Source organism: Olivibacter sp. SA151 (assembly GCF_054130995.1).
The window spans coordinates 4,838,833-4,855,586 of record NZ_CP096391.1; the positions used below are offsets into that span (position 1 = coordinate 4,838,833).

13 protein-coding genes and 1 tRNA gene are annotated in these 16,754 nt (G+C 41.7%); 4 read left to right on the plus strand and 10 right to left on the minus strand.

Annotated elements, in window-relative coordinates:
• The first annotated feature begins 88 nt into the window (after window positions 1-88).
• Complete coding sequence (locus M1D52_RS19830; protein WP_013665533.1) at window positions 89-298, plus strand: hypothetical protein; 210 nt, start codon at window positions 89-91, stop codon at window positions 296-298.
• On the opposite strand, the gene M1D52_RS19835 is transcribed toward M1D52_RS19830, so the two are convergent.
• The 7 genes from M1D52_RS19835 to M1D52_RS19865 all read right to left on the minus strand — a co-directional run bounded on the left by M1D52_RS19835 (window position 299) and on the right by M1D52_RS19865 (window position 7,846).
• Entirely contained in the window at window positions 299-775 is a 477-nt protein-coding gene (locus M1D52_RS19835) for a hypothetical protein (RefSeq protein ID WP_013665532.1), read from the minus strand.
• Between the two features lie 87 nt (window positions 776-862).
• Window positions 863-2,149 carry an amidohydrolase family protein gene (locus tag M1D52_RS19840; protein WP_437393189.1) on the minus strand — a complete coding sequence of 429 codons (1,287 nt, stop codon included), beginning with the start codon at window positions 2,147-2,149 and terminating at the stop codon, window positions 863-865.
• A gap of 376 nt (window positions 2,150-2,525) precedes the next feature.
• Window positions 2,526-2,599: transfer RNA gene (locus M1D52_RS19845), tRNA-Ala, on the minus strand.
• Between the two features lie 151 nt (window positions 2,600-2,750).
• Window positions 2,751-3,227 carry a hypothetical protein gene (locus M1D52_RS19850; RefSeq protein ID WP_377612634.1) on the minus strand — a complete coding sequence of 159 codons (477 nt, stop codon included), beginning with the start codon at window positions 3,225-3,227 and terminating at the stop codon, window positions 2,751-2,753.
• A 239-nt stretch (window positions 3,228-3,466) separates the two neighbouring features.
• Window positions 3,467-4,648, minus strand: a complete 1,182-nt coding sequence (locus M1D52_RS19855; RefSeq protein WP_130856395.1) for an ROK family protein — start codon at window positions 4,646-4,648, stop codon at window positions 3,467-3,469.
• Window positions 4,649-4,996: 348 nt separating this feature from the next.
• Window positions 4,997-6,511, minus strand: a complete 1,515-nt coding sequence (locus tag M1D52_RS19860) for a malate:quinone oxidoreductase (protein WP_149105313.1) — start codon at window positions 6,509-6,511, stop codon at window positions 4,997-4,999.
• A 162-nt stretch (window positions 6,512-6,673) separates the two neighbouring features.
• A complete protein-coding gene (locus tag M1D52_RS19865; RefSeq protein WP_437393188.1) occupies window positions 6,674-7,846 on the minus strand; it encodes an acyl-CoA dehydrogenase in 1,173 nt (390 codons plus the stop codon).
• A 290-nt stretch (window positions 7,847-8,136) separates the two neighbouring features.
• Here M1D52_RS19865 and M1D52_RS19870 point away from each other — a divergent pair, with 290 nt between their 5' ends.
• Complete coding sequence (locus M1D52_RS19870) at window positions 8,137-9,048, plus strand: DUF6263 family protein (RefSeq protein WP_437393187.1); 912 nt, start codon at window positions 8,137-8,139, stop codon at window positions 9,046-9,048.
• 432 nt (window positions 9,049-9,480) lie between these two features.
• On the opposite strand, the gene M1D52_RS19875 is transcribed toward M1D52_RS19870, so the two are convergent.
• Genes M1D52_RS19875 through M1D52_RS19885 form a run of 3 tightly spaced genes read right to left on the minus strand, consistent with a single transcriptional unit; the run spans window position 9,481 to window position 12,314 of the window.
• On the minus strand, window positions 9,481-10,008 hold the full coding sequence (locus tag M1D52_RS19875) for an adenine phosphoribosyltransferase (protein WP_437393186.1): 528 nt from the start codon (window positions 10,006-10,008) through the stop codon (window positions 9,481-9,483).
• Window positions 10,005-10,922 (minus strand): helix-hairpin-helix domain-containing protein, encoded by a 918-nt coding sequence (locus tag M1D52_RS19880; protein ID WP_437393185.1) that lies wholly within the window; start codon window positions 10,920-10,922, stop codon window positions 10,005-10,007. Before M1D52_RS19880 ends, M1D52_RS19875 begins: the two co-directional genes overlap by 4 nt.
• A gap of 6 nt (window positions 10,923-10,928) precedes the next feature.
• Complete coding sequence (locus tag M1D52_RS19885) at window positions 10,929-12,314, minus strand: APC family permease (RefSeq protein ID WP_198140335.1); 1,386 nt, start codon at window positions 12,312-12,314, stop codon at window positions 10,929-10,931.
• A 378-nt stretch (window positions 12,315-12,692) separates the two neighbouring features.
• Between M1D52_RS19885 and M1D52_RS19890 the strand changes: the two genes are divergently transcribed.
• On the plus strand, window positions 12,693-14,909 hold the full coding sequence (locus M1D52_RS19890; protein WP_437393184.1) for a sodium-translocating pyrophosphatase: 2,217 nt from the start codon (window positions 12,693-12,695) through the stop codon (window positions 14,907-14,909).
• A gap of 201 nt (window positions 14,910-15,110) precedes the next feature.
• On the plus strand, window positions 15,111-16,592 hold the full coding sequence (locus M1D52_RS19895) for an amino acid permease (RefSeq protein WP_013665521.1): 1,482 nt from the start codon (window positions 15,111-15,113) through the stop codon (window positions 16,590-16,592).
• Window positions 16,593-16,754 lie beyond the last annotated feature (162 nt).

Below are 16,754 nucleotides of genomic sequence, written 5' to 3' on the forward strand. Positions count from 1 at the left end.
GGCTAAACTTTTTGCGCTACTTCTTGTTTTAGACAATAGTAGATAGTGAAGGGGGCGAAACGTAAAAATTATTGATCAAATTACTGTTATGTTAGAAAGATTTGCAAAATGGGCCCATGAAATAGACCATGAATGGACGGGCTATTCCACCACTTATGACAAACAATCGTTCATTGTCTTTGACAACTTAAAGAATGAGGTTGCTCGTATCGATTATAATGACGGCCGATATGACATATCGGGTAACAACACACCAATTGTCGAAAAGTTAACCAATATGACGCAACACCGGCATTAGTTATCGTGGCGTTATTTTCAATGAAAAAGTAAAAGGGCCATTATAGGGTTCACCTGCCATTTGATTTTCGCTAACAACGATACGGTAGACTCCGGGTTCTTTTATGTTATACTCCATGGTTGGGCCAAAAGGCCCGTCTGCTACATTATTAGGAAGAAAGATCTGAGCAATACGAACATTTCCATTGGGTTCGCCGGGTTTAACAGAAGCGGATAACTTTCCAAGGTTTTTTACATTAAATGAAAATACCACATGTTTTCCCTTTTCCATCCTGGCTTCTTGGGCCGCCTCCCCATTAATCAGTTGTAGATTAATGGAATCTCTATTGTCCTCAAGTGGTGCCACTGAGGTGGTTGATTTATCAATGTCGGCAGCATCGGTTTCATTAGTCTGATCTGTTGTTTTACTGTTATTGCAAGCTGCGAATAAAAAGAAAGAGAGTATTACTGAAAAGCCAGTTATTGTAATTGCTTTCATTAAGATACAAGTTTTGATTTATAACGTAACAGTAGGATTTTTGAATTGTTTTTAGGCGTTGTTTGTTTAAGTAATCATCATTTTTACTTATTGATCGTTTCTTTTTTGCCAATCAAATTTTTCCTTATTTACGAGGTTTCGCCTAGAAAGATCCGAAAGTAAACTATCGATGGATTGTTTACCAATCCATCTGCCATTAAAAAAAACTCCTGCAATTTTTCGGGTATTCGCTATATTTTCCAAGGGACTGGCGTCAAGCAAAACAAGGTCTGCAAATTTACCCGCCTCAATGGTGCCAATTTTATCATCGATTTGCAGCCAGGTTGCCGGAAGTCTTGTTGCCGAAGCCAATGCTTCCTGCGGTGTCAGACCGGCCTTAACCAACAGTTCCAGTTCGTCATGTAGGGCATATCCCCATACAACACCTGACGTACCCGCATCTGTACCCGCAAGGATAGGGACTCCTTCTCGTACAAATGCTTTTACAAGCCTATCGTGAAACTTGACCAATTTGTCGAAATATGCAACACGTCCGGGATTGGTATCACGATTATATTGATTAGCGGTTAACCATTTGCTTTGTACTAACGGATGAACGTATGATAGATATGGTAAATTGCGAACGCTATCCAATGTGCGGGCTTGTTGCGCAATACGCACCATGGTTATCAGGGTTGGAGATAGCCATGTACCATTTTTTTTTGCAAGCTTCGCAAAACGAGCGGCATCCCTATCACTAAAATCCTCGCTCTGTTTAGCGAATTCTTCTGCGTGGGCAACCAAATCAAAATTAGGAACAAAGGCCTCCTGCAGCCTACCTTTAAAAGCATCAGGAATGTGTCCTACCACCTTCATTCCCTCCTTCGCTGCTTCGGCAACTATGGCTTTAAAAGTTTCGGTATCAAGACTTGAATATACTTTAATAAATTCATACCCGAGCCCTTTTGCAACACGGACAATTTGACGTCCGTCAGAAGGTGTATTCGCAATCATACCGCTTGCATTACCACCGTCGATCAAAGCGGCTAAGGCAACCCGCGGACCGATAGCTTTTCCTTGTACGATCTCATTTCTCTGTCCGAAATGTTCAGCCCGTCCGTTCAATTCAAATGTCGTGGTCACTCCATTGGCAACATGCAGCAACATGAAGTCTTGCGTCTCTATAAAAAAATTTGCCGCTTTGGTAGGATAATTCTTTCCGAAGCCAGTACTTGCCAAGTTATGAACATGCATATCAATAAGACCAGGCATCAACCATTTTCCTCTCCCATTTATAACATAAGCAGAATCGGGTACCGTTCCGTTAATCGATATAATCTTATTATCACTGACGACAACAGTAGCATTATGAATGACGTCATTTTTCGAAGTCATTGGAATTAAATTGACGTGCTCAATTACAAACGGCCTTTGTTCATTAACGTGCAGAACATCGGATTTACTTGGTGGATTCGACTTATGCTGACAGCCATAGAAAATGGATGAATACGGCAGTAAAAATACGATAACAATGAGAGCGAGCTGTTTCCTGAGACTAATCATATTTGATGCATTAGGCTTTATACCCGTTAACAATTACTAGAAACGAATATAATGAACATCTTGTTATTTTTTACTGAAAAATAATGCATGGTACAAGTTGGCAAAAGCCTCTAAATGCCCGATATAGTGTTTATCAAGTTTGCCCGATAGAGGCTACGGGGTATAATACATGGTTAATAAAAATCCCGCCAGAGCGGGATTTAATTAGTGGAGATTACCGGAGTCGAACCGGTGACCTCTTGCATGCCATGCAAGCGCTCTAGCCAGCTGAGCTAAACCCCCAAACATTTGTGTCGGCAAAGATAATGATTCAGGTTATAACTACAAATTATTTCCAGGTATATGCATAAAAAATCACAGCTGGCTATTACGGACATGCTGTCATTAAAAAAGGCCATCAAAGAAGAATGGCCTTTTATTTTTTTTCACTTTTTTAGTTAAAAGTATACTTAAACCCAATACTGAAACGGGAAGGTTCAAAATCCGACTCGTCCGTTAGGTTCCACCAAGGTTTCCAATCAAAATGGAAAGCTAAAGGAGCAGAAGGCACTTTATATTCCAAGCCTAAAGCAGGGCGGATGGCAAAATACGTTTTATTACCAAACGGTCCCTGGTCAATAAAGCTTAGTTGCGGACCTACACCGATATACCAGTTAAGCCCTCTCGCTCCGCTAATCGCTTGGTTATACGAATAATCCGCTCCAAGCAACACATGGTTATCGGCAAATAAAACTTGCACATTAGCAGCATCTTTTGAGTTAAAAAAATGCTTTAATTGCGGTCCAACCAAAGTACGTCCATCCCCTAAATCAATACCTAAACCCAAGGCATTGCGGTATTGCGCTTTGGATTCCTGTGCTAAGAATACAAATAAAAAAACAGTTAATAAAGATAAAAATCGATTTCTCATAATAAATAATTTTGTTTTTAAACTAATTTTTTTACATCCACCAGATGTATTTTGTCCTGTTGTAGCAAATTTCTTGCCAAAGATACACAGATTTTCACATGCGCAGATTCAGTTCGGCCAGTGCGGCGATTACCTTCGCCATCGGTCGGTTTCGAGTTTAAAATATTAAATGCGAATCGCTGAATCCCAGCTGATTTAGTTGACTTTGAAATAGGTTTGAAAGAGAATATGCTTTGGTATTAAAAGTCACATTGCTCAACAACTAGGGCTGCTGCTCCCAGCAGCTGCACTTCTTTAGACAAGTCAGACACGGCAATGGTGGTTTGTTCCGATAATCTGGGAATGCAGAACTCGTTAATTGCTTGATGAATCGGAGCCAACCATATCTTACCGGCCGCTGCACCTCGTCCACTTAACACAATTCGTTCGGGATTCATGATATGAATCAGTGTTGCCAGACCTTTGCCAATCATAAAGCCGCCCTCAGCAAGTAGAGAAACCGCCAAGGGGTCACCCGATCTCGCTGCATTCAATAAATGTTCGCCAGAAAGATTATGATCGTCCTGAAAAAGTTGTTCCAATTTAGACTTTGCGCCTATCATCATCTCTCTCTTCGCTTTTTCAACTAAAACCAACAGGGAGGCATCCACTTCCAAGCATCCGCGTTTGCCGCAGGAACATAGGTTATTACTATTTGCCAAAGGGATATGGCTAAACTCCCCGGCGTAACCGTTATGCCCACTAAAAAGCGCGCCATCTACAATCATGCCCAATCCGATACCCCAGCCGATGTTGACTACCATTACATCTTTATAACCTTTAGCCGTGCCAAAGTTTAATTCAGCCATCGCAATAGCACGTGAATCATTGTCAACATAAACAGGGAGTCCCAGCTTTCTGCTTAAATGTTTTGGCAAATGCTGATGATCAGGGAAAAACGTATGATTAATCCCCTCCTTCATATTGTATACACCGGGCATGGCAATTCCTACACCTAAAATCTGATCAGCCGGCAGCTTGCTTTCCGTAAGAACTTGCTTGATACAGGCAACAAGATTATCAATTGCGATCGGATTCTGCGAAATTTCTAAGCGAAAGGATTTTATGGGTTGAACAAGCTCATTTCCGAGATTAAATATACAGATCCGTGTTTCAAGCTGATCAACAGCTACCGCTAAAATAAAACTGTTTTTTTCCCGGTTCAAAAGATAGGTAATTGGGCGCCTTCCTCCTGTTGAAGGAGCTAATCCATACTCAACAATATATCTTTCTTCCAATAGTGCTAATACAGACGATGACACAACGGGTAAACTTTTAGATGTCATCGTACATAAATCGGCCAGCGATAAGGCACCATTATAATATAGTTGCCTTAGAATAGCTTTTCTAAGGTGTTGTTGTTTTAGTATTTTTGCTGTCAAACCGGTTAGTATTAATTATTATCTAAAATTAAACAATAATCACGTATTGTCCTAATATTGATTTTCATTCGAATAATCCGTCTTTAAAAGGTAATGAAGTTTGCTTGCCTATGCCGACTGCGCTTATTTACCCATATCCTTTTGAGCGGCAGCCAAGCAGTTCATTTATCATCCACCATGCAGCAATAGCGTTGCCAAATTCAGAAATCGACCTTACTCCCTCTCAAACAACTATTTCATTTAGACGTTGTCCGTTAATGAACATTAATTGTTCATTAACGGACAATCAAATATAAAAAAGAAACGGGCCGAAAGATCTTTCGGCCCGTTTCTTTTTATTAAATAATACTAAATATTTTCTTCGACTAGCTGTTGTAGCTCTAATATTTCACTGCTTCTCCTCCGGGTTTCACCGGCCAATTTTGCATCAGTAGCTAACGATTTACCGTAAGATGGGATCATCTCTTTAAATTTATGTTCCCAAGTTTTGACTTGTTCGGGGAAGCATTTTTGCAACAGTTTGATCATAATAGAAACTGAGGTTGATGCACCGGGAGAAGCACCAAGTAGAGCAGAAATAGAACCGTCTGCACTGCTTACCACCTCGGTACCGAATTCGAGCACGCCGCCGTGCACCGGATCTTTTTTAATAACCTGTACACGCTGTCCGGCTATTTCTAATTCCCAATCTTCTTTACGAGCCGTCGGCACGTATTCCCGCAGCGCCTCTATTCTATCGTCCGGTGATTGTCTAACCTGATCTATTAAATATTTAGTCAGCTTCAGGTTATCCAGTCCTGCCGCCAGCATCGGTCTAATATTATTAATCTTGATGGAAGCCGGTAAATCCAACCATGATCCATTTTTAAGGAACTTTGTGGAAAAGCCAGCGTAAGGACCGAAAAGTAAGGCCTTCTTACCATCGATGATACGTGTATCGAGATGCGGAACAGACATCGGTGGAGATCCAACCGCTGCCTTTCCATAAACTTTCGCTTCATGTTGAGCGATGACGTCCGGGTTGGTGCATCGAAGCCATTGACCGCTTACCGGGAAGCCACCGAAGCCTTTCCCTTCTTTAATATCTGATTTCTCGAGTAAAGGCAAAGCACCTCCACCAGCACCGATAAATACAAACTTTGCAATAACCGTGCGTTTACGCTTGGTTGTGCTATTCCTCACTTCAATCTTCCACCTACCATCCGATAAACGCTCTAAATCGCGCACCTCATGAGCTAAACGAAGTTTAAAATTAGGCTGCTTCTTTAAATATTCAAATAGACAACGAGTAAGTGCTCCGAAATTGACATCCGTACCAATATCCATTTTTGTAGCTGCAACCGGTTGATCAGGGCTTCTACCTTCCATAATCAAAGGAATCCATTCCTTGATGGTAAGCTGATCCTCGGAATATTCCATTCCTCTAAAAAGATGATGATCCTTCATTGTCTCATATCTCTTTCGAAGGTAAGAGACATTAGCATCTCCCCAGACAAAACTCATATGAGGCACACTTCTTATAAATTGAGCCGGATTCTTCAGAACTCCCTTGCTTATCAATTGCGCCCAAAATTCTTTTGAGACTTCAAATTGTTCTGCAATATTAATGGCTTTTTTAATTTCGACGGAACCGTCCGGTAATTGTGGCGTATAGTTTAATTCACACAGGGCAGAGTGTCCGGTCCCTGCATTGTTCCACGCATCTGAACTTTCCGCTGCTACTTCGTCTAAACGTTCAAAAACCTCTATACTAGCTTCTGGCTGAATCTGGTTTAACATGATGCCCAAGGTAGCGCTCATGATTCCCGCACCTATCAATACAGCATCCTTTTCTTGAATGGTGTTTTTGTTACTTTTAGTCATTTCAATCTATGGTTTGCAAAAATAACACCATCCGATTACATTTTCTTAAAAAAATAACAAAAGAACAGAATTATTTACATATATAATACAAAGTGACTTCCGTCATGGTTTTGCAATTATTCGTTACCGCCATTTTTTTATCCAATACAGCAATCATGATTTTTAATCGCTTTTTCCAGCTCGGAGCACTTCTCTGGAAATGACCATTTTTTGTATTTCGGAAGTACCTTCTCCTATCGTACAAAGTTTCGCGTCCCGGTAAAACTTTTCCACTGGAAAATCCTTGGTGTATCCATATCCACCAAAAATCTGAACGGCTTCTGTAGCAACCTTCACAGCCACTTCAGAGGCATAATATTTAGCCATAGCGGAAGCTTTCGTTACAGGGATTCCCTTGTTCTTCCATTCTGCAGCTCTTTGTATTAAGAGTTCAGCCGCTTCTACTTCAGTAGCCATATCCGCTATTTTGAACGATATCGCTTGGAAATTTGCTATTGGCTGTCCGAATTGATGGCGTTGCTGACTATATGCGATAGCTGCATCCAGTGCCCCCTTGGCAATTCCCAAGGCTAGAGCCGCTATTGATATTCGTCCGCCATCCAATACCTTCATCGCTTGCTTAAAACCCTCTCCCTCCAGGCCCAATAAATTGCTTTTTGGTACACGAACATTGTCTAAAATAAGTTCAGTTGTTTCGGATGCACGCATCCCCAACTTATTTTCTTTTTTCCCATGCGTAAAGCCAGGTGTACCCTTTTCGATCATGAACGCAGAAATTCCACCTGACTCACCTTTATTACCCGTACGGGCCATCACCACCGCAATATCCCCGCTCTTTCCGTGGGTAATCCAATTTTTGGTTCCATTAATAACATAATGGTCGCCCTCTAAAACAGCAGTCGTAAGCATATTTAATGCATCAGACCCTGTATTCGCCTCAGTGAGCCCCCAAGCACCGATCCATTCCCCCGAAGCTAGCTTCGGCAACCAGCGGGCCTTTTGCTCTTCATTTCCAAAAGCAAGCAGGTGTCCTGTGCAGAGTGAATTATGCGCTGCCAGGGAAAGGCCGATCCCTCCACACACACGCGCAATTTCGACTATTACATCAACATATTCGTGATAACCGAGTCCAGCCCCGCCGTAATGCTCAGGCACCAATACCCCCATTAGTCCCAAAGCCCCCATTTGACCAAACAATTCGCGAGGAAAAATCTGCTCTTCGTCCCATTCCATAACATGTGGAAGAATATTTTTTTGTGCAAAGTCACGTACCATTTCCCGAATCATGGATTGATGGTCCGACGAGAAATAAGATGTTTCTCTATTTTCAAGCATAATAATTTATAATATGGTAATATACAATAATAACCAAATTATATCTTAAAAAAGAATATAAAATCAATATTTAAAAATAACAAAACAGTATTTGGTATAAAATCAAAGCCTATTCGTTTAGAATCGTATTAAGTTGTAAGTTATAAGTTTTGCGTGATACGTAAGGGTTACTAGTGCAGCAATACTTTACTATCCACTCTTAACAATTGATCAGCGTTTAGGAGAGATTTTCGTAACATTCTTTCTAAACACGTGTCTTATATTCGTTAAACACATTTAATGCAATCAAAATGATAAAGAAAATTTCCATATTCTTACTCTTATTATCTGCCTTAACCATTGTAAAAGCCCATAATAAAACAGCAGAAGAACAAGGCAAACAATCCGTGCTATTAAAGATGAACCTAAAAAAAGGTGCGTCTTATCTTTTTAGCACCAGCATTGACCAACTCGTCAATCAGGAAGTGATGGGAAATCAGATGGACATCAAGCAACAAACGCAGGTAGACTATATCTATGAAGTGGTTGAGAGCAATACTCAGGGTATGAAAATCAAGAGCACTTATCAAACGATGGCAATCAACATGGAAACACCTCAAGGAAGCTTTCATTTCGACTCAAAGCGTACAGACAATCCGGAAAGCCCGCTAAAAGCAGTTGGAAAAATGGTCGGCAAAAGCTTTGTTATGTATTTAAGTCCCGAAGGCGAAGTGACGAAAGTCGAAGGCATGCAGGATGTTTTGAATTCCATTGGTGGAGAAGCAAGCACGCAACAGTTGTTGAAACAGCAATTTAGTGATTCGGCTTTCATGAACATGATGAATGTCTCATTAAATATCTACCCAAACAAAGAAATTCAACCCAATGAAAGCTGGCAGAAAGACTTCAAAATGCCAATGGCCGGTATGATGGAGATGGACCTGCAAAACCAATACACCTTAACCGCCATCAATGGAAAACAAGCTGATATTTCAGTATATTCGACGATTAAATTAAGCCCTCTCGACTCTGAAAGCCCTTTGGGCAATATGCAAATCAACCTTACAGGGACTCAGGATGGCAAGGTTCAAGTGGACAGCTCCACTGGTCTTATCAACTCGAGCACAATAAATCAACAAATCAGTGGTGACATCTCCGCACAGGGGATGAAGATTCCTATGAAGATTACCTCTAAAATTACATTAACGGGAAAAGCGTTGTAGGGTTGCTGAGTAGTTAAGTTGGGAAGTCGTTAAATAAGGAAATAGTTGAGTAGGAAAGTAGTTAATTATTCGTAAGTGTTTTCTTTTTCGGCACTCATGAGCTTCCTACGGTCGGTTAGCCGATATGATAATGAGCCAATTAGCTGGTTAGGTTGATCGTTAAGTCGTGCTTAAAGCTTATTGCCTATGGCTTATAGCTTGATAATTAGCCAATGAGCCAATTATCTGTAAGTGTTTGCTTTTTTCGGCACTCATGAGCTTCCTACGGTCGGTTACCCCATGTGATAATGAGAAGGCTGGTGCGACCGAAAACTGATTTCCGAAAGCCGAAAGCCAACTTCGAAAGCTGCTAGTAGATAAGTTTGGAAGCCGTTAAGTAGCGAGCTGTAACCACTATTCAACGACTTAACTATTCAACAACTCAACTAATAATTAATAACTAACAAGGGAGATAAGCTGATTGCTATAGGGCAAGAGACGTTGTCTCCCGTTTAAAAAATCTAAACTTATTACAAAACTATATCCTGCTATTATTCCACCAAGTTGCTGAATCAGCTTACTAGCAGCGACTACCGTTCCCCCGGTTGCCAGCAAATCGTCATGAATCAAAACGCGAGCGCCTGGTTCAAAAGCATCGGTATGCATCTCTATAGTAGCTGAACCGTATTCCAGATCGTAGGATTGTTTGGTTGTTTGAGCAGGTAATTTCCCCTCCTTCCTTATCGGAACGAACGGTATTCCTAGATGATTTGCCAACATCAAACCGAACAAAAAGCCCCTACTTTCAATGCCGGCGACTATATCAAAGGGTACCTCTTTTAAGCGTGTTGCAAACTCCTCAATCACGAGATTACACAGATGGGCACTTTTTAGTATTGGGGTAATATCTTTGAATACGATACCGGGCTTGGGAAAATCTACAATATCTCGAATAGTAGCTTTCAGCAGATTGTCAATCATTGATCAAATATTATATAGGGTGCAATTTTACGCAAATATTTCCCATCGAATACAGGAATTCGTGATAAATCTTCCAAGTCTTTATAGTTACCGTGTTGATTTCTATAAGCGACGATCAGCCGTGCATACTTCGCTTTGATATAAGGATGCTTCCGTAACTCGTCAAGACTTATGCTGTTAATCGCGATGCGTTTTACATCGGTACTATCAACTTTTAAATAGGGTTCAATTTGTTGGTATCTTATTGTATCCATTCCATATACCTCCCGAAGTTGCGAAACTGAATAGAAACCGCCTAATAAATCGCGGTAACGAATGATGCGCGAGGCGAACACCGGTCCAATTCCAGGCAAGGGAAGCAAGGAAAGGCTGTCTATCTTGTTTAAATCCAACACGGAAAGTTTGATCTGCACCTTGCCGGAGGTAGGTGTTTTTTCTATAGGATGACGAATAGAGAAATCATTTTGAGATCGCGTTGCTGTCTCTACGCTTTTGATAGTTATATAGGGTTCGAGACGTTTATAATCATCCTGTGAAATTGTATATATTTTAAGTAGGTCATCTTTTTTCCTAAAACGGCCTCCCTTCGCCTCAAAATTCTTAATATTCTTAATTTGGCGTTCTTTAAGTCCCAGCTGTTGCCACTTGATTATTGGCAGATCATTCGGATCGAATTTGAAATAATGTGCGACGGCCTCTTGCTTTGATGCTTGTGCGCCAAGCTCTTCGGAGCGGTCAATCTCCACATCCTTCCAGTCTGCTTCCAAGACTTCGATACGGGGACTATCCGGTTCATAAAACATACTGTACAGAAGTGGAATCAGCCATATAACCACGATTAAAAAAAGTAAACCGGAAATGCCGTTCAACTCTCTTCTGTGAAAGCCAAAATGCCTTTGCAGTCTTCTCAACATTTTTGATTAGTTTTTATTCCCAATTAAATAATATACAGGAATGCCCATCAATACAATAATCAGTCCCGGCCAAGTAAAGGTGGGCTGGTAAATTAGCAGTCCGATACAAATTGAGAACGCAGCTATGACGTAAATAGCAGGAAGCACCGGATACCCAAAGGCTTTATAGGTCCGGGGTATATCAGGGCGTTTCTTACGAAGAATAAATACGCCGATGATCGTTAACGCATAGAAGATCAATACGACAAAAATCACATAGTTCAATAAGTCGCCATACTTACCTGTCAAGCAGAGTGCCGAAGCCCAAACGCATTGAGCCCATAGCCCCCAGCCAGGTACTTCGAACCTGTTCAGCTTTCCTGCTTGCTTAAAAAAAACACCATCATTTGCCATGGTATAGTAAACGCGTGCTCCGGATAATATGAGTCCGTTGTCGCAGCCAAAAGTCGAAATCATAATCATAACAGCGATTACGACGGTACCGACATTGCCGAAAATGGCATGAGAAGCCACGACAGCGACGCGATCAGCCGGTGCAAAAGCGATATCCTGTAAAGAAACCGTAGCTAAATACATGACATTGGTAGACACATAGATAACTGTCACGATCAATGTGCCTAAAAAAAGGCTTAACCCTATATTGCGTTCAGGATTTCTTATTTCCCCTGCTATGAATGTCACATTGTTCCAGGCATCACTGGAAAACAAAGAACCCACCATCGCTGATACAATTGCTGCAAAAAGTGCGGCTCCGCTGATATTGACAAACATCTCGCCACTGAAATCCCATGTTTTAGGCGTCCAGGCATCTGTCCAGTTCAAATTCCATATTTCCGATTTAAAAGCAGTTATCAATCCCAGGATAGTCAATCCCCCTAAAGAGAGTATCTTAACGATGGTAAGCACTGTTTGCAAAATCTTACCATTTTTTACGCCTCTTGTATTAAGCCATGTGAGCAAGACAATCACGGCAATTGCTGTGATTTGGGCCGCATTTAACTGAAATATATTATACTGATATAAGATGTGCTCATCACTTACCGCCGGAAAAAGGTAAGCCGTAAATTTAGCGAACGCAACACCAACCGCTGCAATGGTCCCTGTTTGAACAACGGCAAACAAAGCCCAACCGTACAGAAAAGCAATCAGTCGATTATAGGCCTCCCGAAGATAAACATATTGCCCTCCGGCCTTGGGGAACATGGCAGAAAGTTCACCATAGCTTAAGGCTGCCGTAAGCGTAATGGCACCGGTAAGCAGCCATATAATAATCAACCATCCGGCACTTCCAACCTGACGTACAATATCGGCGCTAACAATAAATATGCCTGAGCCTATCATGGATCCAACCACCAACATGGTCGCATCTAATAGGCCTAACTCTTTTTTCATATGATTTTCGGATTGTGCTTGATTCATCGTGGCTTCGGGTTATTCAAAACGAATGTAGAAAAATATTTTTGTGATTTTTTAAAAAAATAAATTTGATTATCTCGATAACCCTGTTTATTTTCAGCGAATTATTTTTATTTGTATTTGCTGCTGAGAGCTCGAGTAAATAATGATTGCCATCTGTGTCAATATTATTTACATCTCGGTTTCAGCGAATTATTTTTATTTGTATTTGCTGCTGAGAGCTCGAGTAAATAATGATTGCCTTCTGTGTCAATATTATTTACATCTCGGTTTCAGCGAATTATTTTACCTTACGTTGGGTAACGGAGCCATTTAGATAAAACCTTTAGATACATTATAAACTCAATTGAAATTATGGATTTTCTACACAGTAATTTAATTTACATCATACCGATGTTAGGGCTTATAGGAATTTTGGTCATGATCGGCAAATCAAGATGGGTCAGCAGGCAGGATGCAGGTGATTCAACCATGCAGGAATTAGCCGGTCATATTGCGAATGGTGCCATGGCATTTTTAAAGGCCGAATGGAAGATATTGTCTTATTTTGTCGTTATTGCAGGTATATTATTAGCGTGGTCGGGCACCTTAAGTCCGTATTCCAGTTGGGTTATCGCAGTCTCATTTGTGATTGGAGCGGTTACGTCGGCTTTTGCCGGCTACATCGGGATGAATATTGCAACGAAAGCCAATGTACGGACTACACAGGCGGCTCGCACGAGTTTGGCAAAAGCCTTGAAAGTGTCTTTTACCGGTGGTACGGTTATGGGACTTGGCGTAGCCGGTTTAGCCGTCTTAGGTCTTGGTTCTCTATTTATTGTCTTTTATACCATTTACGTTATCAATACAAATGGCGACATCAATGGGCTAGAGATGGAGAGAGCATTGGAAGTATTGGCAGGATTTTCTCTAGGGGCCGAATCTATTGCGCTATTTGCACGTGTTGGAGGCGGCATCTATACCAAAGCCGCCGATGTGGGCGCAGACCTTGTCGGAAAAGTAGAAGCGGGCATTCCGGAAGACGACGTAAGGAACCCTGCAACCATTGCCGATAATGTAGGCGATAATGTGGGCGATGTGGCGGGCATGGGAGCCGACTTATTTGGTTCTTATGTGGCTACCATCCTTGCTACGATGGTCTTAGGAAGAGAAATTGTCTCCGATGATAATTTCGGCGGCATTGCACCAATTCTGCTACCCATGCTCATTGCGGGCCTAGGCCTATTATTTTCCATCGTCGGTGCATCTTTGGTAAAGATCTCCAACGAAAACGGAAATGTACAAAAGGCACTAAATGTGGGCAACTGGAGCTCCATTGTATTGACAGCGATCGCATCTTTTTTCGCGGTAAACTGGTTATTACCGGACACAATGGTTATCCGGGGATTTGAATTCACCAAAACCGACACTTATTTAGCCATCGTTGTTGGTTTGATTGTAGGGGCACTCATGAGTATTATCACTGAATATTATACGGCCATGTCCAAAAGGCCGGTAAGATCTATTGTTCAACAATCATCGACCGGTCATGCAACCAATATTATTGCAGGTTTAGCAGTAGGGATGGAATCTACTGTTCTTCCTATTCTTGTCTTAGCCACAGGCATTTACGGATCTTACCATTTTGCCGGCTTATACGGGGTTGCAATAGCGGCGGCGGGCATGATGGCGACCACAGCTATGCAACTAGCTATCGATGCCTTCGGACCCATCGCCGACAATGCAGGGGGGATTGCTGAGATGAGCCAACTTCCGGAGGAAGTGCGCGGCAGGACCGATAACCTGGATGCCGTCGGAAATACCACCGCAGCAACCGGTAAAGGTTTCGCCATTGCCTCTGCCGCCCTAACCTCTTTAGCTTTATTTGCCGCTTTCGTTGGAATTGCCGGCATCGATCAGATAGATATTTACAAAGCCGATGTGCTTGCCGGCTTATTTGTTGGCGGTATGATTCCTTTTATCTTTTCAGCCTTGTGTATCTCAGCCGTAGGCAGGGCCGCCATGGATATGGTACAAGAGGTTAGAAGGCAATTTAGGGAAATACCTGGAATCATGGAATATAAGGCCAAACCCGAGTATAACCGATGCGTTGAAATTTCGACCAAAGCCTCGATCCGGGAAATGATGTTACCCGGCGCCATTGCTCTTATTGTGCCGATTGTAGTTGGTTTCAGTTTTGGTCCGGAAGTATTGGGAGGCTTGTTAGCGGGCGTCACGGTTTCAGGTGTCCTCATGGGAATGTTTCAGTCCAATGCAGGTGGCGCCTGGGACAATGCCAAAAAGTCTTTCGAAAAAGGCGCTCATATTAACGGCGAAATTTATTATAAAAAATCAGAACCTCATAAAGCATCTGTTACGGGCGATACTGTGGGAGATCCTTTCAAAGACACTTCCGGTCCGTCAATGAATATTTTAATTAAATTGATGTCAATTGTATCACTTATCATCGCTCCTCATATCAATGTTAACAAACATACGATTAGCAGTAAACAAGCAAAGCCAAAAACAGAAGCCTTTCAGACGGCAACCAGCCGACAGAATGTAACAAATACACAAAAATACGACCTATAACCCTTCGAAGGCGCTAAAATAACTTAGCGCCTTCTTTGTTTCTCAAATAAAAGTTGTAGGTTTGACTTTCTTTTAATAAAAGATAATGATTTTAAGTAAAAAAGACATCAAATCACCCAAACATTACATTATTTTAGCAAAATCACACCATATTTTAACAATAAATACAATTCACACAACCACAAAGTAAAAACCACATTTATGTTTTATAAAAAATCGATCCCCTCACTGATTAAGGAAGCACAAGAAAGTGGAGAAGGCACCTTAAAACGAACCTTATCAAGTTATCATCTAGTAGCTTTAGGAGTTGGCGCTATCATCGGTGCGGGACTTTTTTCACTGACGGGCATTGCGGCTGCGGATAATGCCGGACCGGCTGTTATACTTTCGTTTATCATTGCAGCTATCGGGTGCGGCTTTGCCGGTTTATGTTATGCTGAATTTGCATCTATGATTCCGGTTGCCGGGAGCGCTTATACCTATTCTTATGCTACCATGGGTGAGTTTATTGCCTGGATTATCGGTTGGGACCTTGTCCTGGAATATGCCTTGGCCGCAGCAACCGTATCGGTAAGCTGGTCGCAATATTTTTCTCAATTTTTAGCCGAAATCGGCATCCACCTGCCTGCTTCTCTCTTGCATGGCCCATGGGAAGGTGGTATGATCAATATCCCGGCTATCGTCATCGTATGTCTTTTATCGCTCTTATTGATGCGAGGAACACAGGAATCTTCTTTTGTGAACAACCTTCTTGTGATCGTGAAAATAGCGGTTGTATTAATATTTATCGCCTTAGGCTGGAAGTTTATCAACCCGGCAAACCACAGTCCTTTTATCCCTGCAAATGCCGGAGAGGAAGCTTTAAAAGCCGGCAAAATAGGTTTCTTCGACTTTTTTAGTAGCCCCGACTTTGGGCATTTTGGCATTAGCGGTGTGCTAAGAGGTGCAGGTGTTGTATTCTTCGCATTTATTGGATTCGATGCCGTCAGTACTGCGGCACAAGAAGCTAAAAATCCTCAAAAAGGAATGCCTATCGGTATTATCGGTTCATTACTTGTCTGTACACTATTATATGTGGCATTTTCTTATGTGATGACAGGATTGGAACATTATACTGCTTTTGAAGGTGATGCAAAACCTGTAGCTACAGCGTTTGCTAAAACCGGCTATACATTTTTGAATTTAGCGTTAATGATAGCGATTCTGGCCGGCTATACTTCCGTTATTCTGGTGATGTTACTGGGACAGAGCCGCGTATTTTATAGCATGAGTAAAGACGGTTTATTGCCAAAGTTCTTCTCTGATCTCTCTAAAAACCAAACACCATGGAAATCTAATTTACTTTTCATGGTCTTCGTCAGTATTTTTGCCGGTTTTGTACCTGTTTCTGATTTAGGCCATATGGTAAGTATAGGGACATTATTTGCTTTCACGCTTGTCTGCATTGGTGTAATTATACTTAGAAAAAAAGACCCACAGTTAGATCGGCCTTTTAAAACGCCGCTTGTACCCCTCATTCCAATCTTGGGTATTATTATTTGTGTTACGATGATGGCTGGCCTTCCCATAGAAAGCTGGGAGCGTTTAGCGATCTGGATGGCGTTGGGTATTATCATCTATTTCGGTTATAGTAAATCACATAGCCTTGCACGACTGGCAGCTGAACGTGATAACACTCCATAAATAAAAGGGCCGGCCGGCCCTTTTATTGTGAATAAGGAAATCGTAAATAGCCAACGCCTGCTTTTGTGTTGCATCGCCGTACATCAAATGGGCAACTTAAACGTTCTCTAACAATCCGGTCAGCTAAATATTCGATTCAATTACGGCAGGAAAATATAGCCA

Bases quoted from the DNA above. Each gene is read 5' to 3' on its own strand.
- M1D52_RS19865 (WP_437393188.1), bottom strand. From the start codon at position 7,846: ATGCTTGAAAATAGAGAAACATCTTATTTCTCGTCGGACCATCAATCC.
- M1D52_RS19830 (WP_013665533.1), top strand. From the start codon at position 89: ATGTTAGAAAGATTTGCAAAATGGGCCCATGAAATAGACCATGAATGG.
- M1D52_RS19890 (WP_437393184.1), top strand. From the start codon at position 12,693: ATGGATTTTCTACACAGTAATTTAATTTACATCATACCGATGTTAGGG.
- M1D52_RS19835 (WP_013665532.1), bottom strand. From the start codon at position 775: ATGAAAGCAATTACAATAACTGGCTTTTCAGTAATACTCTCTTTCTTT.
- M1D52_RS19880 (WP_437393185.1), bottom strand. From the start codon at position 10,922: ATGTTGAGAAGACTGCAAAGGCATTTTGGCTTTCACAGAAGAGAGTTG.
- M1D52_RS19895 (WP_013665521.1), top strand. From the start codon at position 15,111: ATGTTTTATAAAAAATCGATCCCCTCACTGATTAAGGAAGCACAAGAA.
- M1D52_RS19840 (WP_437393189.1), bottom strand. From the start codon at position 2,149: ATGACTTCGAAAAATGACGTCATTCATAATGCTACTGTTGTCGTCAGT.
- M1D52_RS19860 (WP_149105313.1), bottom strand. From the start codon at position 6,511: ATGACTAAAAGTAACAAAAACACCATTCAAGAAAAGGATGCTGTATTG.
- M1D52_RS19885 (WP_198140335.1), bottom strand. From the start codon at position 12,314: ATGAAAAAAGAGTTAGGCCTATTAGATGCGACCATGTTGGTGGTTGGA.
- M1D52_RS19870 (WP_437393187.1), top strand. From the start codon at position 8,137: ATGATAAAGAAAATTTCCATATTCTTACTCTTATTATCTGCCTTAACC.
- M1D52_RS19875 (WP_437393186.1), bottom strand. From the start codon at position 10,008: ATGATTGACAATCTGCTGAAAGCTACTATTCGAGATATTGTAGATTTT.
- M1D52_RS19850 (WP_377612634.1), bottom strand. From the start codon at position 3,227: ATGAGAAATCGATTTTTATCTTTATTAACTGTTTTTTTATTTGTATTC.